This window comes from Pseudomonas sp. P1.8, from assembly GCF_001269805.1.
GTDB lineage: Bacteria > Pseudomonadota > Gammaproteobacteria > Pseudomonadales > Pseudomonadaceae > Aquipseudomonas.
This window is the reverse complement of sequence record NZ_LHVM01000013.1, coordinates 587472-606623: the sequence shown is the minus strand read 5'-3', so window position 1 is coordinate 606623 and position 19152 is coordinate 587472. Positions and strand designations below refer to the sequence as shown.

Genomic DNA, 19152 nt, shown 5'->3' with positions numbered 1-19152 from the left:
ATCACCATGAAACTGCCGCAAAAATTCGTCTTCGGTTTGAGTGTCCTGACGCTGTCCATCACTGCCATGGCTGCCGGTACACACGCACCAAAACCCGATCCGCAGCAAGGCGACGGCCGTGTCTCGGCGTTTTACACCTGGCAAGAAGTCATTCCGTCCACGCCGGGCAAGCTGCTGCGCAGCGAGCCGTTGGAAAAGACCTTGAGCCTGCCCAACGCCGCCAGCGCGCAACGGATTCTCTACACCTCCACCGACGGCATCGACAACAAAACCCCGATCGTGGTCTCGGGCACGCTGTTCCTGCCCAAGGGCAAGGCGCCAGCCGGTGGCTGGCCGGTTGCCAGTTGGGGCCATGGCACGGTCGGTATAGCGGATGTTTGCGCGCCGTCCTGGCAAGGCCGCTCCTACCGCGACGTGCAGTACCTCAGCCGCTGGCTGGACGAAGGGTATGCGATTGTCGCTACCGATTATCAGGGCCTTGGCGTACCCGGCGGCCACCCGTTGCTGAACAATCGCATGGCGGCCTACGGCATTCTCGATGCGGCCAAAGCCGTGGTCGCCGGGGTTCCGGGGCTGGCCAACAAAGTGCTGATCGTCGGTCAGTCCCAAGGGGGCGCAGGCGCCTTTGCCTCCGCCGCCTACGCACCGACTTATGCGCCGGACCTGGGGGTAAAAGGCAGCATCGGCACCGGCGTGATTTACACCGCGGGTGCGAAAAACGTCGGTGAACAGGACGTCAACAAGGTCGACGCGTCCCTCGCCTACGGCTTCTATACCTTGCTCGCGGCTCAGCAGTACGACTCGAGCATCAACCCCAAGGATTTCTACACCGACAAGGCGCTGCCACTGTTCGAGCAAGCCCGCACCAGCTGCCTGGCGGCCCTGGTCAGCGATGTGGTCGGCGTCGGCCTGACGCCGGCCAATGCCAAAAAAGACTACCAGGGTGACCAGCTCGCGGCGTGGCAGAAACAAGTGTCCTACCCGACGCTGAAACTGGCCCAACCGATTTTCATCGGCACCGGCGCCGAAGACAAAACCCCGGCGGCCTCGACCCAGGTCGCGCTGATGCAAGACGCCTGCAAAACCGGCTCCGTGGTTGAGGGCCATCTCTACAAAGGACTGGGCCATAGCGAAACGGTCAACGCGTCCCTCAAGGACTCGGTGCCTTTCGCCCACAAGGTCATCAACGACCAGCCCATCACCCCGATTTGCAGCCCCAACGTGCAGTGAGACGGAGCCTTCGACATGAGCATTGAATTCTTTACCCGCCTGCCCCTCCATGGCGAAACCCAATTCCTCCCTGGCGACCCGCGCAACCGTGGTGACTGGCATCGCGGTGGCCCGAGCACTGGCGCCGTCTCGGCGTTCAGCGTGGGCGACCACTTCACCTACATCGACTACCTGGGGCAGATCGCCAAGGCCGCAGAAATCAACGGTTTCGGCGGTGCGCTGATGGTCAACGCCCCCTCAGGCGAAGAGCCCTGGACCGTCTGCTCACTGCTGGCCCGGGAAACCCGCACGCTGAAATTCGTCACGGCGTTCCAGCCCTATCACTACACGCCGTGGGTAGCGGTGCAACAAGCCGCCACCTATCAGCGCGCCACGGGCAACCGGTTGGTGTGGAACATCATCAATGGCGGCTCGGATGCGATTCAGCGTCAGGTCGGCGATTTCAGCGATCACGACGAGCGCTATGAACGGGCCATCGAGTTCATGGACGTGGTCAAGGGCTATTGGCACAGCGAGAACTTCCACTACGAGGGCAAATTCTACAAAGCCGAAGGCGGAGGTTTGCGCGGACCTTTGAAGAAAGCCGAACTGCCACTGATCTGCACCGCCGGTTCGTCAATCCCGGCTCGCGAGTTCGCGGCCAAACACGCCGACTTCTACCTGATGCGTGCCGAGCATCCGGAGGAAATTGCCGCGCTGATTGCCGATATACGCGAGCGTGCATTGAAGTACGGACGCAGCGACATTCGTTTCGGTTTGTCGATCGATGTCATTACCCGGGAAACCGAGGAACTGGCCCGCACCGAAGCCAAGCGTTTCTTCGACGAAGGCATTGCCAAAGGCGCAGTCAAGGCCGTGGCGGCCCATGCCGGGCTGCGCACCGCACGCAAGCTCAGCTACGAGAGCGGGTTCGCGCAAAAGACCGAAACCCAAAGCTTCGACGACTTTTTCATTCACCCCAACGTCTGGACCGGTTTCGGTTATATCGGCATTCCGCCAGGTTGCGCGCTGGTGGGCAGCTATGAAAATGTCGTGGCGCGGATTCGCGAGTACAACGACATCGGCATCGACCTGTTCTTCCTCGCCGGCTACCCGCACCTGGAAGAAGCCTACCGCCTGGGTGAGCACATCCTGCCGCACTTTCGCAGTGAGCGCGTCGAACTGAGTCGCCCGTCAGAAGCGCCGTTGGAGCTGCGCTCCGCCAACGGCCCGGCCGGAGCCTGATGCCATGAGCGACGATCACTCATTATTCAGCCGCCGGGACTTTCTCGGCCACAGTGCGCTGCTTGGCGGTGGCTTGCTGCTCGGTGGCGGCCTGCTCGCCGGCTGCGGCCCGAGCAGCGAAAAATCATCCGCCAGCGCCATGGCCGACCATCAGCCGCGCTATGGCGGACGCCTGCGCCTGGGCATTCTCGACGGCAACCAGAGCGGCAACCTCGATGCGCACAAACCCATCGGCAGCGGCATTGTTCGCGGCTTCGCGCTATACAGCAAGCTGTGGGAATGGGACGAGCAAATGCAGCCGCGCCTGGCCCTGGCCGAATTCGCCGAGCCGAATGCCGATGCCAGCAGCTGGACGCTTCGCCTGCGCCCGGACCTGGAATTTCACCATGGCAAAACCATCGATGCCGATGACCTGATCTTCTCCATCCGCCGTCTCACCGACCCACAACTGGCCTCGCCCTACGCCGCGCTGCTGCACTGGGTAGACCGCGATAACCTGGTCAAACTCGACGCCCGCACCGTACGCCTGAACTTTCGTGAAGGCCGCAGTTACATGCCGCTGGCGGAAACCTGGGTCAACTTTGGCGGGATCGTGCCCGTGGACTATCACCCGGTGACCAACCCGGTAGGCGCCGGCCCCTACAAACTGAAAAGCTTCACCCCCGGCCAGCGCTCGCTGTTCACGCGGTTCGAGAACTACTACAAGGACGGCAAACCTTACGCCGACGAATTGGAAATCATCGACTTCAAGGATCAGGTATCGCGCCTGGCGGCCCTGCGCTCCGGGCAAATCGACATGGCCAACGTGATGCCCACCGAACAGTTGCAAGTGCTGCAGCGCGATCCACGGCTTACGGTACTCAAATCGGTGAGCGGCAACTGGTTGTCGTTCGACATGAACCTCGACAAACCTCCGTTCAACGACCCGCGGGTACGGGAGGCATTTCGCCTGCTGGCTGACCGGGAAGAACTGGTGCGCCGGGCGCTCAACGGTCAGGGCCGAGTGGCCAACGACCTCTATGCGCCGAGCGATCCAACCTTCAACCACACACTTGGGCCGCGCCCTCACGACCCACAACGTGCGGCGCAACTGCTCAAGGAAGCCGGGCATGAAAACCTTGAACTGGAACTGGTGACGACACCTGGTCCGGGACTGACCTCAGCGCTGGTGCTGGCCGAACAGGCCAAACGCATCGGTGTCACGCTCAAGGTCAAGCAGGTCGACCTGGCCACGTTCCAGGGGCCGCTGCGCAACGACTGGACACTGAGTACCGGCGGCAGCATCGGTGCGCCATTCCTGGCCAGCGCGATCCACACCGACGCGCCTTTTGCCGTGTCGAACAAAACCCATTTCAACGATCCGCAGTTCAGCGAGCTGTTTCTGGCGGCCATGGCCCAACCCGACCTTGCGAAACGCAAGGCGCTGGTGCACCAGGTCCAGCAGATCCAGTACGAACGCGGTGGCATGTTGATCTGGGGATACGCCGACTTGCTCGACAGCGTGGCCAACCGCGTGGGCGGGGCTGCGGCCGAGGAGTCGCTGTTCAGCACCTGGCGCTTTGAAAAACTCTGGTTGAAAGACACGGCATAACCCGCACGGGCGCTGACACCCCACGGTCGACCCTACACCACCGACCTGTAGGAGCCGGCTTGCCGGCAATGGCGCCATCACGGCCGCCATCGTCGGAACGCCGCCCGCAACAAGCCGGCTCCTACAGGGTGGTGGTGGCCGTTATGACGTTTGCGCCATTCAATGAATTTATCTATCGAGGCACATTTTCATGCCCTCTATCGGCTTCGTTCGTCCCGCTTCTGGCCACGCTCTGGCATTGGTCATCGTTTCTACCCTGTCGACCGCGACCTTCGCCGCCGACACTCAACTGCAAACCGTCACTGTTCAAGCCAGCGCCGCCGATTCCGACGATGACGCCCTGCCCACCCGGCCAGAGTCTTCCATCTACGGAGGCATCGAAACCAAGGTGCTCGACACCCCGCGCTCAATCACTCAGGTCAATGCCGAACAGCTGGCGAACGACCCGATCCGCAGCGCCGACGACCTGGTCAAATATGCGCCGGGCATCACCCGGGGTGGCGGCCAGAACGCCGGGATCGCACCGCAATTCCGCGCCCAGGGTTCTGAGGTCTTTCAGGACGGTCAGCGGGCTTATGGCGTGCGGCATCCGGCTAACTTCAACGCCTATGAAGGCGCCGATATCGTTGCCGGCCCCTCCTCGGTGACCTACGGTTCGGTGTCCGGTAGCGGTGGCTACGTCAATTACCTGAGTAAAAAACCGAATTTCAACGAATTCAAAACCAGACTCAGCGGTGAATTGGGCACCTGGGTACCCGACGGCGAATCCCGTGATTCCAGTAAATTCAGCGTCGACAACACAGGCCCGCTCAGCGACAGCCTGGCCTACCGGATCAGCATCACCAAGCAGCGCCAGGAGGATTTCTACGACAACGTCGACAACAACTTCGACGCGTTCTACGGCGCCCTGGCCTGGCGCAACGACAACGTGCGCGTGGACTGGAATGCCAGTTACGACGACTACTACGACTACAACATCACCCACGGCTGGAACCGCGCCAACCAGGAGTTGGTGGACAGCGGAAAATACTACGCCGGGCGCGCGACGCCGATCATCCAGAACGGCAACACCCTGTGGTCGCCGGTCCTGGCTTCCGGCGCGGCGGATGCGCCGACCCTGGGCTGGGTTCAGCGTCAACGCAACGCCCAGGGGCAATACAGTGTGGTCAACGGCAGTTTCCAGACGGCCTCCCCCAACACGCGAAGCAACCCTGGCAGTCTGCGCGGCTGGGTGTATGACCCCTCGCTGGCCGGCAATGGTCTGACCTCACTGTCCTCGCAAACCGGCCAGCGCGACGAGGATGAAAACACCTCGCGGCGCTTCACCACACAGTTGCGTGCAGAAGCCGATCTGACGCCGACCATCACCCTGGCCAACAGCACGTTTTACCAGCGCTCAAAAGACATGACTGACGCCGTCGGCTCTTTCCAGGTCCAGTCCAAAGACAATATTTTCGATAACCGCTTCGAGTTTCGCTCACGCAACGAAGCTCAGCTGGGCGGCTTTACCCTGCGCGATGACAGCAATACCGGGCTGATCTACCGCCGCGAGTTCAACCAGTCGATTGCCGCCAACAACAATTTCGGCTCGACCATCAACGCCTACGATCTGACGCAGGACCCGTCGGGCAAGAACCCGGGCGATCTGTTGGGGCTCACTGGTTCCAATCCGGCCGGCGGCAATGGTGCCTGGATCGGCCAGCCCGGCGTGCCGCAATTCTCCAACTATTACGGGTGGTTGAATCTGCCAGCGATGTACCCGGCCGGGCATGGCCTGTACGCCGAATCCGTCGCGCCCTACACCGCAGAAAGTACCTGGACCACGCAAACGCTGTTCACCCAGCACAACCTGCGATTGGGTGAGCGTGTCGGTCTGAACATCGGTGCCAGCCGCAGCTGGATCGACGCTGAAATCGAAAACCCCTTCGTGCTCGCCGGCGGCAATCCGCGCAAGGACAGTGACAACTACCGACTGTTTGCCTTTCAGGTCAGTCCGTACGTGAAACCCACCGAAAACAGCACGCTGTACTACACCTTTGATCGCTCGTTGGCGGTCAACACCGGGTTCTTCTCCAACGGCCTGGGCTGGGGCAGTGGCGCCGGGGCCAATCTTCTTAACCCACTGGCGTTCGAAAGCCTGAGCGTGCTGCACGAAGTCGGATTGAAAGTCGAAGCCGTGCCCAACGAACTGTTCATGACCCTGGCAGCGTTCAAGCAGGAACGTGATCAGTCCCCCGACAGCAACAACAACATTGCGCGACTGGTGATCAAGGGCGTGGAATCGACCGTTCGTTATCAGCCAGACGATCACCTGCGCACGGCGTTGAACCTTTCAAAGCTCACCGCCTACAACGAGTTTGCCTCCCAGGCCGGTTTCGCCTCGGCGGGGTTCATTCCCGACAACGGCACAGTGTTTGGCGATAACAACAGCCTTAACCAGCGGCCGTCCGGGCGCTTCGATGCGGTACAGATTCCCGAATACACCGCCAGCGGTTACTTCGACTATCGCTTCGACTCAGGCTTCGGTGCCGAACTGTCCGGCTGGTGGACCAGCAGCTGGTACCTGAACCTGAGCAAGACCGTGAAAATCCCCGACGAATACAACCTCGACCTGGCTGTGTACTACCGCCAGCCGCAGTGGAGCACCACCTTGCGCGTGCTCAACCTGACCGATGAATTGAACTTCGTCAGCGGCCTGGCCGGGTCCACCAATACCTTCCTGCAACCCATGCCTGGTCGCACCGTGCTCGCCCAGGTGGATTACCAGTTCTAAGTCGCGACCAAACCGCTTTCCGCCATCAGGAGTGTTCCAATGTCCATTGAATTTGTCGGCATGATTTTCCCCCGCCAGTGGTCCGAGACCCGCGGCGTGCGCAGCCCGGATTTCGATCTGGAGTTTATCCGCCACCACGCCCGTGCCCATGAGCATGCAGGCTTTGACCGGGTGCTGATCGCCAGCGGTCCAGGCAGCGCCGACAGTCTGCAGATCGCAGCCTACGCCGCCGCTCACACCGAGCACCTGGGGTTCATGATCGCTCACCGTCCGGGCCTCACCGCCCCGACGGTCGCAGCCCGGGCTTTCGCCACGCTCGATCACACCACGGGTGGCGGCCGGATTCGCCTGCATGCCATCACCGGGATCACCGCCGAGCCTCAGGAGGGCGACTTCCTGCTGGACAAGACCGAACGCTACAAACGCACCGATGAATACCTGGAAATCGTTCGCCGGACCTGGACGGCCGAGGAGCCTTTCGACTTCGAAGGGCAGTACTTCAACATCAAGGGGGCGTTCTCGCCGGTCAAACCGTTGCAGCAGCCACACATTCCGATTTCCTTCGGCGGATCTTCGGATATCGCCTATCAGATCGCGGTGAAACACGCGGACCTGTATGCGTTGTGGGGCGAGCCTTTGAGCGGTGTGGCCGAGCAGATCGGCAAACTGCGTGCGGCCGCCAGCGCGGCGGGCGTCGAGGCGCCACGGGTCAGCCTGTCGGTACGTTTGATTCTGGGGGCCACCGAAGAATTGGCGTGGCAACGGGCGCAGCAGATTCTCGAACAGATCAAGGCCAACCCGCAGTTTGCGGCGGGCAGCCCCTGGCAAAAACGCATCAAGGGCACCGGCTCCGAACGATTGCTCGCCGCCGCAGCCCTGGGTGATCGTCATGACCGTGCGCTGTGGATGCCAACCGCCACTGCCGTTGGCGCCTACGGTGACACCACCGCCCTGGTCGGCACCCCGGAAACCGTGGCCCAGGCCCTGCTCGATTACGTCGATCTGGGAGTGACCACCTTCCTCAACCGTGGCTACGACCCGTTGTACGACACCGTGGATTATGGACGCTGGATCATCCCGGCCGTGCGCGAAGAAGCGCGCCGCCGCAAGGCGCGGGTGGCATAACGATGCAATCGCCAGCAAGCCGGCTCCTACAGAACCGTGTTCACAACCATCCCTTGTAGGAGCTGGCTTGCCGGCGATGATGTCGGCACATCCACCATCGCAATCGCCAGCAAGCCGGCTCCTACAGAGTCGTGTTCACAACCATCCCTTGTAGGAGCTGGCAAACCTGCGCCTAAAGCCATTTCGCGTCCCACAACGGGTAATCATGTACTCGCCTGACAAGGCCTGCTCGTATGGGGTTGGCAATGACGTAACGTGCCACCGCCAGCAAATCTTCTTCACGTCGAATTGCCCGGTCGTGAAAGCCTTTTTGCCATAGGCGGCCACTGCGTCCCAGGTGGGCATTGATGGTTCGTGCACTGCGCGATTTGGTGGCCAGCATCAACGCCGGCAACGTGCTGTTCTTCAGCTCCACCAACCAATGAAAATGGTCGGGCATGACCACCCACGCGAGTGAGTCAGCCCATTCTTCTGCCTGGGTTTGGCGAAATTGATCCGCCACCAGACGCCCCGTACGCCAATTGGCAAATACTGGATCACGGTGATAGGTGACGGCGGTGAGCAGGTAGATTTGCCCGGATTGGGAATAGCGCCCAGCGTGCAAGCGATTGGCGTGGGGAAGATCAGGCATTCCATTGCCCTCCTGTGTTTGAGACAAAAACAACAGGCTAGTAGGCAGGCGAAAGATCGTCGTCAAGGTCTGGTTCTGGATTTTCTGGTCGACCGCTATCGCCAGCAAGCCGGCTCCTACAAGGGTGTGTCGCATTATATTTCAGCATTGTAGGAGCCGGCTTGCTGGCGATGGACGTCACCCCAACGTCGGCGAGTTCTCCAGCAATGTGCGCGTATACGCCGCTTGCGGCTGGTCCAGCACCGCATCCACCTGCCCCTGCTCCACCACACGACCCAATTTCAACACCAACACCCGGTCGGCAATGGCGCGAACCACACCCAGGTCATGGGTGACGAACAGCAGCGTCAGTCCTTCGCCTTGCAGTTGCCGCAACAGCGCCAGAATCGACGCCTGTACCGAGACGTCCAGTGCCGAGGTGATCTCATCGCAGATCAAAAGCCTTGGCTCACAGACCAACGCCCGTGCAATCGCCACGCGCTGACGTTCTCCACCGGACAGGCTGTGGGGATACTGATCCGCCACCGAGGCCGGCAGCGAAACCCGCGTGAGCACCGCATCCACCCTTTGTCGCGCTGCTGCGCCCTTGATGCCGAAGAAATGCTCCAGTGGCGCACTCAACGTCTGGTAAACCGTTTGCCGCGGATTCAGTGCGCGGTATGGATTCTGGAAAATGTACTGGATCTGATGCCGTTGCGCCCGTACACGCTGCCGCCCCGACAGGCTCAACAACTCGCCCGCGTAATGCACCGCGCCCTCTGCGTTTTCTCCCAGCCCGGCAATGGCACGAGCCAGACTGGTCTTGCCTGAACCGGACTCGCCCACCACTGCCAGGCATTCACCGGCAGCCACCCGCACAGACACATCGAACAGAACCTGGCGGTCGTAGGCCACGTTCAGGTCCTTGACCTCCAGCAGTGGCCTGCGCTCCAGCGCCTCGACAGCGGGAGGCGCAGGCGCTCGGGCAATCGGTTGCAAAGCCTGAAGATGCGGCACCAGACAGGCCACCTGCTGCTGTGGCGACAGGTCCTGCAATGACGGCTCGACCAGCGAACACGCCGCGACGCGACGGGTGCATCGAGGTGCGAAGGCACATCCCTGTGGTCGCTGACCCGGTGCCGGAGCATGCCCGGCAATCGCCAGCAAGTCGCGGCGTTGCGACACATCGGGAATCGCCGCCAGCAACCCCCGGGTATAGGGATGAGCCGGCTGCAAGAATAGCAATTCGCGCTGTGCAACCTCGACGATGCGCCCGGCGTACATCACCATCACCCGGTCCACCAGATCCTTGATCACCGCCAGGTCATGGGACACATACACCGCCGCGACACCCAGGCTTTTACACAACCGGCGCAACGTCGCGAGGATGTGGGCCTGGGTGGTGACGTCCAGCGCTGTCGTCGGCTCATCGAGGACGATCAAGGCCGGGCGCAAGACAAAGGCCAACGCCAACATCACCCGTTGCTGCTGCCCGCCAGAGAGCTGATGGGGAAAGCGTCGCAGGAACTGCGCGTCATCGGGCAGACCGACATCGCGCAAGGTCTCGACGATGCGTTGCCGTTGCCCGGCGCGATCCAGATCAACCTGATGAGCCCCCAGCGTTTCACGCAGCAAACTGCCGATACGCAGTACCGGATTCAAGGCTGTCGCCGGGTCCTGTGCCACGTAACCTATCAGGCTACCCCGAGCCCGCCGCAGGTCTTCACCCTCCAGCGTCAACAGCGATTGGCCGGACACTTCGACTTTTCCGCTGACAATCCGTGCTCCCCTTCGGGCATGAGCCAGCAAGGCAGTGGCCAGGGTTGTCTTGCCGGAGCCGGACTCCCCGACCAATCCCAGAATTTCTCCGCGCGCAAGACTGAATGTCACACCGCTGAGCACATCGACCTGTCCAGGCAACTCGACGCGCAAAGCCTCAACCTGTAATACCTGCGCATTGAGCACAGGGGAGCGGGACTCGATTCCGGCAATGGCGTTCATGGCTGTTTCTCCCCGATCCTTGAACTGCTGCGGCCGATGCCTTCGGCCAGAATGTTGGTGCCATAGGCGAAGATGCCGATCAAGATCGCCGGGGCCAATACCGCCCAAGGCTGCACCAGCAACCCCGCCTGGTTTTCGTTGATCATCAACCCCCAGTCAGCGGTGGGCGGCGCTACGCCATAACCGAGAAAACTCAACCCCGAGAGCATGCCCACGCCCCAGGTCAGCATGTTGCCGAAGTGCACCAGCAAGGGAGTGAGGATGTTCGGCAGGATTTCCTTGAACAGAATCCGCCACCGCGAATAGCCCATCATCTGCGCAGCCTCGACGAATTCCTGCCCTGCTACAGACACCGTGCTGCCACGGGCCAGACGAATCACCCCCGGTGTGAAGGCGATGGACACGGTCAGTACGATCAGCCAAGGCGCGCGCCCCAGCATGGAGACGATCAACAGCACCAGAATGAGGTCGGGAAAAGCCAGCGACACGTCCGCCAGCCAGGTGATCAATTGATCCAGACGCCGCCGGGATAACCCCGACAACAGGCCCAGCGTGCTACCGGTCAACAATGCAATCGAGGCCGCGGCCACCGACATCCACAGCACCGACACGCCGCCACTGAGCAAGCGCGACAACACGTCATGCCCGAGAAAGTCATAGCCCAGCAACGCCTTGCCCACGGGCGCGCCATACACCGAACCGACCATTTCCGTCGGGCTGTGGGGCGCCAGAAACGGGCCAAACAACGCCAACGCAACCACGGCCAGGGTAATCAACCCGCCTTTGCGGCTTTGCGGTTCCGCCAGCCACAGCTGCCAGCGCGAACGTCGGGAGTCAGTCATGCATCACCTCTCAAGGTGCCTTGGATGGGGAGCGACGCCACCAGGGCTGGATGCCCCGACGGTTACGCTGGATCATGGACACCCGGCGGGCGGTCCGCAGTTTCGGGGTCAACAGCACCGTCAGCAAATCCGCGAACAGGTTGATCAGCACCACGCCCAGGGTAATCACCAACACGATGGCCTGGACCATCGGCAAGTCGCGCATCTGAATCGCTGCGTTCAACGAGGTGCCGATCCCCGGATAACTGAAAATCACCTCGGCCAGCAGCGCCCCGCCGATCAGCGTGCGCAAGGTCAGGGCCACGCCCTGAATCGCCGGAATCAATGCATTGGGTAACGTGTGCCGCCAGACGATCCGCCACTCGGGAATGCCCCGCAGCCTGGCAGCGACGACATAGTCGGACTCCAGCGCTTCGATCATCGACGCTCGCACCATGCGTGTCAGGTAGGGCAAAGCAGAAAGACTCAGGGCCAGCACTGGCAGCACCAGAAACTGCAATTGGCGCAGCAGTGATTTGTCGGGATCGAGAATCGATACCGCCGGCAGCACGTCCATATGCGGCATGGAAAACAGCAACACCAGTCCGATGGCCAGGAGAAACCCCGGGGTGGCCTTGAGGAAAATCAATAGCGACAAGCTCCAGCGATCCAGGCGGCTGTCACGCCGCAAGGCCAGCGACACGCCGAGCAGTAACGCCGCCGGCACCACCACTGCAATCACGCCCGCCAACAACGCCAACGTGTAGCCAAAACGGCCGAACAGGATGCTGCCGACCGGCGCGTTCGAGTCGAGTGAAACACCCAACTCGCCACTGAGCGCGTGCCCGAGCCAGCGCAGGTATTGCTCCAGAATCGGACGGTCCAGGCCTAATTGCCTTTGCAGTGTGAGGATACTTTCCAGCGGCGCGTCCGGGCCCAGGATTACCCGCGCCGGATCCGAAGGCAGTGCCTGAGTGGCAATGAACACCACAAGGCTGATGACCCACGCGGTCAGCAGGCCATAGCCCAATCGCCCAATGAACCAGGACAACCAGGCGGGCGTGCGCGGGGTTTTGCAGGATGGCTCAGGCATGGTTCACCCACATCTCATCGAAACGCCAGGAGGCGAACGTCGTCTGTTCAGGCGCGAGCCCTCCAACCCGAACAGAGGCCGCATCCAGCACGTCATTGAAGCCCCAGATCAGCAAACCGCCGCGTTCGTGTTGAATACTTTGTGCCTCATGTACCAGCGTTTTGCGCTGTTGCAGTTCAGGCTGAGCCAGCGCCTGCTGGTACAACGAACTGAAGCGCTCATCGTGGAAATTGCTGCGGTTGTAAATGGCCTGCGGCGCGTCGTTGTGCAGCGCCGAAGCAAGGAATCCCCGAGCCGGTGTCGAGCCCGGCGATAACAACCAGTTTTCCCGTTGCGGGCCGTTGAACACCGAGCCATCGACCTGAGTGACCTTGATTTCAACTCCGGCTTTCTTCGCCTGTTGGGCGAACACCAGCGCTGCATTGACACCCGGCCCCGGCGTGGTTGTCAGCTCCACTCGCAGGTCATCCTGCCCGGCCTGACGCAAGAGTGATCGCGCCTGTTCCAGATCGTACGGGCGCTGGGCAATGCTGTGGTTGTACGTCGGGTCGTGGGGCGAATACAGATCGTTGGCAATCCGCCCGAAACCATTGAGCCCGCGCTCGACCAGTTCGCGACGGTCGGCGAGCAGCCGAAAGGCCTGACGCACGCGCAGATCCTGAAACGGCGCCTTGGCCAGATTCAAGTTGAAACCGGTAAACGACGTGCTCGGCGACGCGTACAGCTTGAGTCGCGAATCGGCCTTGAGCAGCGCGCTGTGTTCGGCCTGCACGCCGCTGGCGACATCGATTTGCCCGGCACGCAAAGCCGCAGCGCGGGACACCTGATCCTTGAACTCGATGATTTCCAGCTCATCGGCATAGGGTTGACCGGGTTTGTAGTAGTTTTCGAAACGCTGGTAGAGCGAGCGCTGACCGGGGATGAAACTCTTGAGTTTGTATGGCCCGGCACCCACCGGATTGCTGATCGGGTCGTAATCGGTGGGGACGATGCCACCAAAACTGATCAGGGTTTCATCCAGCGGATAGAAGCTTTGTCCTTCCTTGAAACGAATTTCAATGGTGCGCTCGTCCAGTTTGCGCAAAGCATTGCGGTCGATCGCCCCCACCAGGCCGGCAAAGGGCGAAGCCAGTTTCGGGTCGGTCAGGCGCAGGATCGAGAACAGCATATCGTCGGCACCAATGCTCTTGCCGTGGTGAAATTCCAACCCTGGCTTGATGCGAATGGTCCAGGCGCTGGCATCTGCGTTGGGCTCGGCAAATTCGGCCAAGGCCAGACGCGTGCTGACATCGGTGTTCCATTCCCAGAACTTGCTGTACAACGCCCAGCCGCGAATGATCCCGCCGCCCACCGGTTTGTGCGCGTCAAGGTTGCCCGACTGGTCGCCATCGATAATGCCGACCCGCAAACGACCGCCGTGCACCGGGGTGCTGGACAACGCTGCTGCGCCACTGACGGCCGCGCCACTGTCGCAACCACTGAGCAGGCTGCTGCCGAGTATCAGGCCACCGCCGACCGCCAGGCCGTTACCGAGAAACCTGCGACGGGAAAATCCTTCTCTCATGACTGACTCCTCAGGCCTGCTCTACTACGTTGGCGCGTTGCAGAACTGGCGTCTCAGCCCGCAGGCGCGGCACCTCGAAACCGTGATCCAGGTCGAGCAACGGGAACAACAGGTCGGCCACGCGGTGCGCCTCATCGATCAACGGGAAGCCTGAGAGAATGAACGCCGACGTGCCTTGCGCTTCGTATTCACGAATGCGCTCGGCGACCTGCTCGGCGCTGCCCACCAGGTAAGTGCCAGCGGCCGGACCGAGGATGTTGAAGCCGAACAGGCTCGGGCCGAGCCAGATGTTGGGGTAGATCTCCAGGTCCCTTGCCTTGGGCAGGCGACCCGCACGAATGGCTTCGACGTTGCGCTGGATTTGCGGGTCGTCGCTGTTAAAGCTGTCCAGGGTTTCGCCGGGAGGCAATTGCCGCTCGATCGCCGTACGTGCAGTTTGCAGTGAGGTGCGCTGTAAAAGTTTTTCGGCGTGAGCCCAGGCTTCTTCTTCGGTCTCACGGACGATGATTTGCAGACGCGTGCCGAAGGTCAGCTCACGGCCGATCCTGGCCGCCTCCGCCGCCACTTTGCGAAACTTCTCGCCAAGCTTTGGTGGGGTGTTGGCGAAACTCAGGTAGACGTCGAGCAACTGCACCGAATGGGCAACGCCGGGGCCCGAGGTGCCAGCGCCCCACAACGGAATGCCGGGTTTCTGTTTCGGCGGATGCCACCCGCCCAGCGGATGACTGGCAGCCGCCGGCGAGCGAGGGGCGAGTTTGACGTATTGACCGTCATAGCCTGAGGTGTCGCCGGCGTAAAAGCTCTGGAAAGCGCGCCAGTATTCGAGACTGAAGTCATAGCGCTCATCGTGGGGGTAATGCACGCCGAGGGTAGCCAGGCCGGCGTCATTGCCGTTGACCACGTTGAACAACAGACGGCCGTTGGAGAATTGATCGAAAGTCAGCGCCCACTTGGCCAACACCGCTGGCGATAACTCGCCGGGGTGCTGCGCCACCAGGAAACGCAGGCGGTGGGTGGCATCGATCAACGCAGCCGAAACGGCCAGGCTTTCGTTGGGACTGGAGCCCAGCAGCGACCCGTAATACCCCAAGCGATCACTGGCCACGGCCAGTTGCTTCAAATGTTCGAAATCGGTTTTCCAGCGACCTTGCGGTTCCCACGGATAAGGTCCGTCAGGGGTGGTGAGGTACCAGAGAATTTTTACAGCCATGGGCGTGCTCCTTGTTTATGTGTCGACCATTCGGCCGCCTTCGCCGGCAAGCCGGCTCCTACAGTTCAACCGCGTGAACCCGATGCACCCTTGCGAACCCGATCCATGTAGGAGCCGGCTTGCTGGCGATGGGGTCCTCCAACATTGCGCCGCTCTTGCGGCCGCGATCGCCGGCAAGCCAGCACCTACAGGGTGCGTGGTGGTCGGGCGATCAGGTGCGGCGGTCGATGGCGGGCACCAGGCCCAGTTCGGTGGCTTGTTCGTACAGACCGCTCATTTTCCATTGTTGGGTAAGAACGCCCGGGCCATAGGCACGGGAACCACCCAAGGCATCGGCGAGCAATTGCAATTGCGCCCCCTCCTCCAGCAACAGGATGAATTCGGCGGTGGCGCGCAAGCCTTGCTTGCCCCACACGGTCGAGCCGCCGTTGGCCTCCAGAATCGCCAGGTTGAAGGGGTTCTCGGCAATCCTGTCGAGGATGAAATCGACCTCCGGCTGGCGTCGGTCGATGTACACCGGCAGCTCCCGGGCCAGCTGGTAACGCTGCACCGGCACGTAGTGAAATGGCAGGGTGCGATGGGTCTGCGCCCAGGCGCCCAGGTACGGCGAATGCACATGGGACACCGTGGTGATGTCGGCATGCTGTTGGAACAGTTTGGTGTAGCGGCCAAAACCGCCCTTGCCTTTGCCGTAGATCACCTTGCCTTCAAAATCGGTGACCGTCGCTTGCAGCGGTTTGCGGTAGTTCCATGGGCCGCCGTAGTTGACCGACACCAGCAGCTCCTGGCCCGGCACACGCTCGATGAAACCGACCGTGCCATTGGCAGTGATGGTGTTGGTTTCACGGAACACAGTGAAGGCTTCTTCAGCCTCGATCAGCACCTTGTCGATAAAGTTCTTCAGTTCTTCGCTGATCAATTGTTCATTGACGAGAATGGTCATGGCAGATCTCCGGATTCAGGCGCGGCGCTTGGCCAGCAGTTCATGGGCGGCTTGCAACGGGCGCGGATCGACCCAGTCGGCGATGGAAAAATCGCGTTCCAGGAAGCCGTGCAGATAAAGAAAGTCTTTTTGCGTATCGAGGAACTCAAGGCGCTGCGAAGACAGGTCAGGCGCCAGCGTGGTGTGGAACTCGCCGCGATAGGCCTCAGCAACCCCGGCGCTGCCGGCGCGGGTTTCCTCCTCGAGAATGGCGTTGAGTGCCTCCCGGTTATTGGCAGCCCAGTCAGCGGCGTTGAGGGTTTGCGCGAGAAAACGCACCACCAGGTCGAAATTGTTGTCCAGCAGGCTCTGGTGAACGGTGATGGGCCGCGGCGTGCCGTTGTTGATGCGATAGCGCGGCTCGGCGATCAGGTCCAGGTCGATGCCCACCACCAGCCCGAGACGCCGTGCGGCGTCGGCAGCGGAAGCGCCTTTGACGTAGACCGCGTCCACCTCACCGCGAACCAGGTAATCGAGGCCCGACCACAATCGTTGCAAACCTTCCTGTGGGCTCGCCGCCCGCTCTTGATCCTGAAGGGCGACTTCCACCAGTTCGACATCATCGAACCCCAGCCCAGCCAGACTCAGCGCGCCCTTGTAGCCATGCAGGCTCATGGCCCGAGCGATGCTCCCAGGACGGGTTTCACCCCAGGCGGGAAGCGCCAGTCGCTTGCCTTTGAGATCCTGCGGCCGGCTGATGCCGGAGTCCGGGCGAACCAGGATGGTTTGCCATTCTTCGATCCAGGTCAGGCCGATCAAGCGACTCGGCGCACCGGCTGCCCGCGCCGCCAATGCCGGTACGTTTCCGCCTTCGCGAAACAGCCCCGGCAGTTCGTGATCGTAGTGGTGGTGACCCAGTTGACGGGCCTCCTGCAAGGTCGAAACCGGCAGGCCATCAGCGGCGAATTCATCGCTGAGCCAACCGAGTTTGTAAGCGATCCCGGAGGCCGTCGGCACCGGGCAACGGGTGAACCAGATTTGATCCAGCTCGGTCTGGGTATCGGGTCGGTGTTGTTTGGCAGCAAGCGTCATGGGCAACTCCATCGGGTTGGGCAAGTCAGTCGCGGTGACTGTTGCCAGTGCCATTGCAGTGCCCGTGCCAAAAGCTGAAAGCCCCGTTTTTAAAGGCGCTCAGACCAGTCGCCGCAAATCAGCCGCCTTCAACTGCTGGCCTGCAAGCAACACTGCATGGTGACTGCTGCTGTTCGAGCAATCGGCGCAATCTTGTTGTTTCTCCAGCAACACCCGCCATCCCTCCACCGCGCCAGACCCTGCGCAGAACCCGCTTTCAAGCCTTTGGCGCAGAACTTGCTCAAGCCCCTGCAACACCCTGGGACGCCATCGCCAGCAAGCTGGCTCCTACACGGATCGGGTTCGCAAGGGTGCATCGGGTTCACGCGGCTGAACTGTAGGAGCTGCCTTGCCAGCGATTGGCCTTCGAACCTTGCGTCGTAATCAAGGGCGCCATCGCCAGCGAGCCGGCGCCCGCGAGGATTTTTTACATGGGCATCAGATCAATTATCAGAGGTACAGCAATGAGCAATGTCGAACACCATCCTGGCGGCCCACTGACCCAGGAACAGGCCCCCATCCGCGTGTTGCAAAGCGAAACCCAAGCCATCGCCGTGGCCAGGGAAATCGCCCTGGAGATCGCCGAAATCGCCGCCGACTCCAGCCAGAACGGCCAACTGCCCTGGCGTCAGGCGCAACTGTTGTCCGAAAGCGGCTTGACCGCGATTGGCGTTCCCAAGGCTTTTGGCGGGCTCGGTGCCTCGGTCGAAACCATTGTCGAAACCGTGCGCCTCATTTCAGTCGCCGACGGTGGCGTCGGTCAGTTGCTGCAAATCCACAACGTCATGCTGCGGGGGATATTCACCGGGTATTCAGATGAGATTCGCGACCGGCTGATCCGGGATGTACTGGCCGGCAAACGTTTCGGCAATGCCTTGGCCGAGGTAGGTGGCAAGAACAAATTCGCGCTCAAGACCCGGGTCGAACGTCGCTCCGACGGCAAGCTGATACTCAACGGCAGCAAGTTCTACTCCACCGGCTCCTACCTCGCCGAATGGATCTCCCTGACCGCCGCCAGCGACGATGGTGGCGCCGGGGTGCTGCTCAATCGCAATACCAAAGGACTGACGCTGGTGGATGACTGGGAAGCCTTCGGCCAGAAAAACTCGGTCAGCGGCACGGTAATCTTCGACAACATCGAACTCGACGAAGGCTTCGTCTCGCAGCGCAAAGGCCCGATGAAACGCACAGGCCTGACCTTCCCGCAGATTCTCCATGCGGCCATCGACACCGGCATTGCCGAGGGCGCGCTGTCGGCCGCCGTGCAATACCTCAACCACAACGCCCGCCCTTGGGTAGAAAGCGGCGTCGATCAGGCCAATCAAGAACCGCACATCATCAAACAGATCGGCGAATACGCCGTCGCCTTGCGTGGCGCGCAATCCTTGCTGCGGGATGCTGCACGGGTGTTCGACCAACATGAACTGGACCCGGACAACAAGGAACTGCAGGACGAACTGATTCTCTCGGTGGCCACCGCCCGAGCCCACTCCGATTCGGCCTCGCTGAAGATCTCCAGCGACATCTTCTCCCTGCTCGGCGCCAGCTCATCACTGACCAAATGGAACCTCGATCGCTTCTGGCGCAACGCCCGGGTTCACACCACCCACGACCCGATCCGCTGGCGCCTGCATCACGTCGGCAACTACTACCTCAATGGTGTCGATCCGGGCGAGTACACCGCAATCCTCAATGCCAAGGAAAAACAGGGCGCCACCAGCCCCGGGCGATGATCTGACCACACCATCGCCAGCAAGCCGGCGCCTACAAGGGAAATTTGAAAACAGCGACAAACCTGTAGGAGCTGGCTTGCCAGCGATGAGGCCTTCGAAGTTTGCGCCACAATCAAAGACGCCA

General features: G+C 61.4%; 14 protein-coding genes. 6 read left to right on the top strand and 8 right to left on the bottom strand.

Annotation, left to right across the window (positions count from 1 at the left end):
• Nucleotides 1-6: 6 nt before the first annotated feature.
• From AD668_RS13370 to AD668_RS13350, 5 genes are all read left to right on the top strand, one after another.
• Entirely contained in the window at nucleotides 7-1230 is a 1224-nt protein-coding gene (locus AD668_RS13370) for a lipase family protein (protein WP_053159430.1), read from the top strand.
• A 15-nt stretch (nucleotides 1231-1245) separates the two neighbouring features.
• Nucleotides 1246-2454 (top strand): LLM class flavin-dependent oxidoreductase, encoded by a 1209-nt coding sequence (locus AD668_RS13365; protein ID WP_053159428.1) that lies wholly within the window; start codon nucleotides 1246-1248, stop codon nucleotides 2452-2454.
• 4 nt (nucleotides 2455-2458) lie between these two features.
• Nucleotides 2459-4045 (top strand): ABC transporter substrate-binding protein, encoded by a 1587-nt coding sequence (locus AD668_RS13360; RefSeq protein WP_053159426.1) that lies wholly within the window; start codon nucleotides 2459-2461, stop codon nucleotides 4043-4045.
• 190 nt (nucleotides 4046-4235) lie between these two features.
• Nucleotides 4236-6818, top strand: coding sequence for a TonB-dependent receptor plug domain-containing protein (locus AD668_RS13355; RefSeq protein WP_053159424.1), 2583 nt, complete (start codon nucleotides 4236-4238; stop codon nucleotides 6816-6818).
• Between the two features lie 39 nt (nucleotides 6819-6857).
• On the top strand, nucleotides 6858-7943 hold the full coding sequence (locus AD668_RS13350; protein ID WP_053159423.1) for an LLM class flavin-dependent oxidoreductase: 1086 nt from the start codon (nucleotides 6858-6860) through the stop codon (nucleotides 7941-7943).
• Between the two features lie 172 nt (nucleotides 7944-8115).
• Here the strand turns inward: AD668_RS13350 and AD668_RS13345 are convergent, their stop codons facing one another.
• The 8 genes from AD668_RS13345 to AD668_RS13310 form a co-directional block, all read right to left on the bottom strand.
• Nucleotides 8116-8574 carry a transposase gene (locus AD668_RS13345; RefSeq protein WP_053159421.1) on the bottom strand — a complete coding sequence of 153 codons (459 nt, stop codon included), beginning with the start codon at nucleotides 8572-8574 and terminating at the stop codon, nucleotides 8116-8118.
• 177 nt (nucleotides 8575-8751) lie between these two features.
• A complete protein-coding gene (locus tag AD668_RS13340; protein WP_053159419.1) occupies nucleotides 8752-10554 on the bottom strand; it encodes an ABC transporter ATP-binding protein in 1803 nt (600 codons plus the stop codon).
• A complete protein-coding gene (locus tag AD668_RS13335; RefSeq protein WP_053159417.1) occupies nucleotides 10551-11396 on the bottom strand; it encodes an ABC transporter permease in 846 nt (281 codons plus the stop codon). Before AD668_RS13335 ends, AD668_RS13340 begins: the two co-directional genes overlap by 4 nt.
• Before the next feature lie 10 nt (nucleotides 11397-11406).
• Complete coding sequence (locus AD668_RS13330) at nucleotides 11407-12468, bottom strand: ABC transporter permease (protein WP_053159415.1); 1062 nt, start codon at nucleotides 12466-12468, stop codon at nucleotides 11407-11409.
• Nucleotides 12461-14032: an ABC transporter substrate-binding protein gene (locus AD668_RS13325; protein WP_053159413.1), complete on the bottom strand. Its 1572-nt coding sequence runs from the start codon at nucleotides 14030-14032 to the stop codon at nucleotides 12461-12463. Before AD668_RS13325 ends, AD668_RS13330 begins: the two co-directional genes overlap by 8 nt.
• Before the next feature lie 10 nt (nucleotides 14033-14042).
• Complete coding sequence (locus tag AD668_RS13320; protein WP_053159411.1) at nucleotides 14043-15242, bottom strand: LLM class flavin-dependent oxidoreductase; 1200 nt, start codon at nucleotides 15240-15242, stop codon at nucleotides 14043-14045.
• Between the two features lie 211 nt (nucleotides 15243-15453).
• Nucleotides 15454-16185, bottom strand: coding sequence for a class II aldolase/adducin family protein (locus AD668_RS13315; RefSeq protein WP_053159409.1), 732 nt, complete (start codon nucleotides 16183-16185; stop codon nucleotides 15454-15456).
• Nucleotides 16186-16200: 15 nt separating this feature from the next.
• Nucleotides 16201-17256, bottom strand: coding sequence for an ABC transporter substrate-binding protein (locus AD668_RS13310; RefSeq protein ID WP_053159407.1), 1056 nt, complete (start codon nucleotides 17254-17256; stop codon nucleotides 16201-16203).
• Nucleotides 17257-17759: 503 nt separating this feature from the next.
• Between AD668_RS13310 and AD668_RS13305 the strand changes: the two genes are divergently transcribed.
• Nucleotides 17760-19028, top strand: a complete 1269-nt coding sequence (locus AD668_RS13305) for an acyl-CoA dehydrogenase family protein (protein ID WP_053159405.1) — start codon at nucleotides 17760-17762, stop codon at nucleotides 19026-19028.
• The last annotated feature ends 124 nt before the right edge of the window (nucleotides 19029-19152 follow it).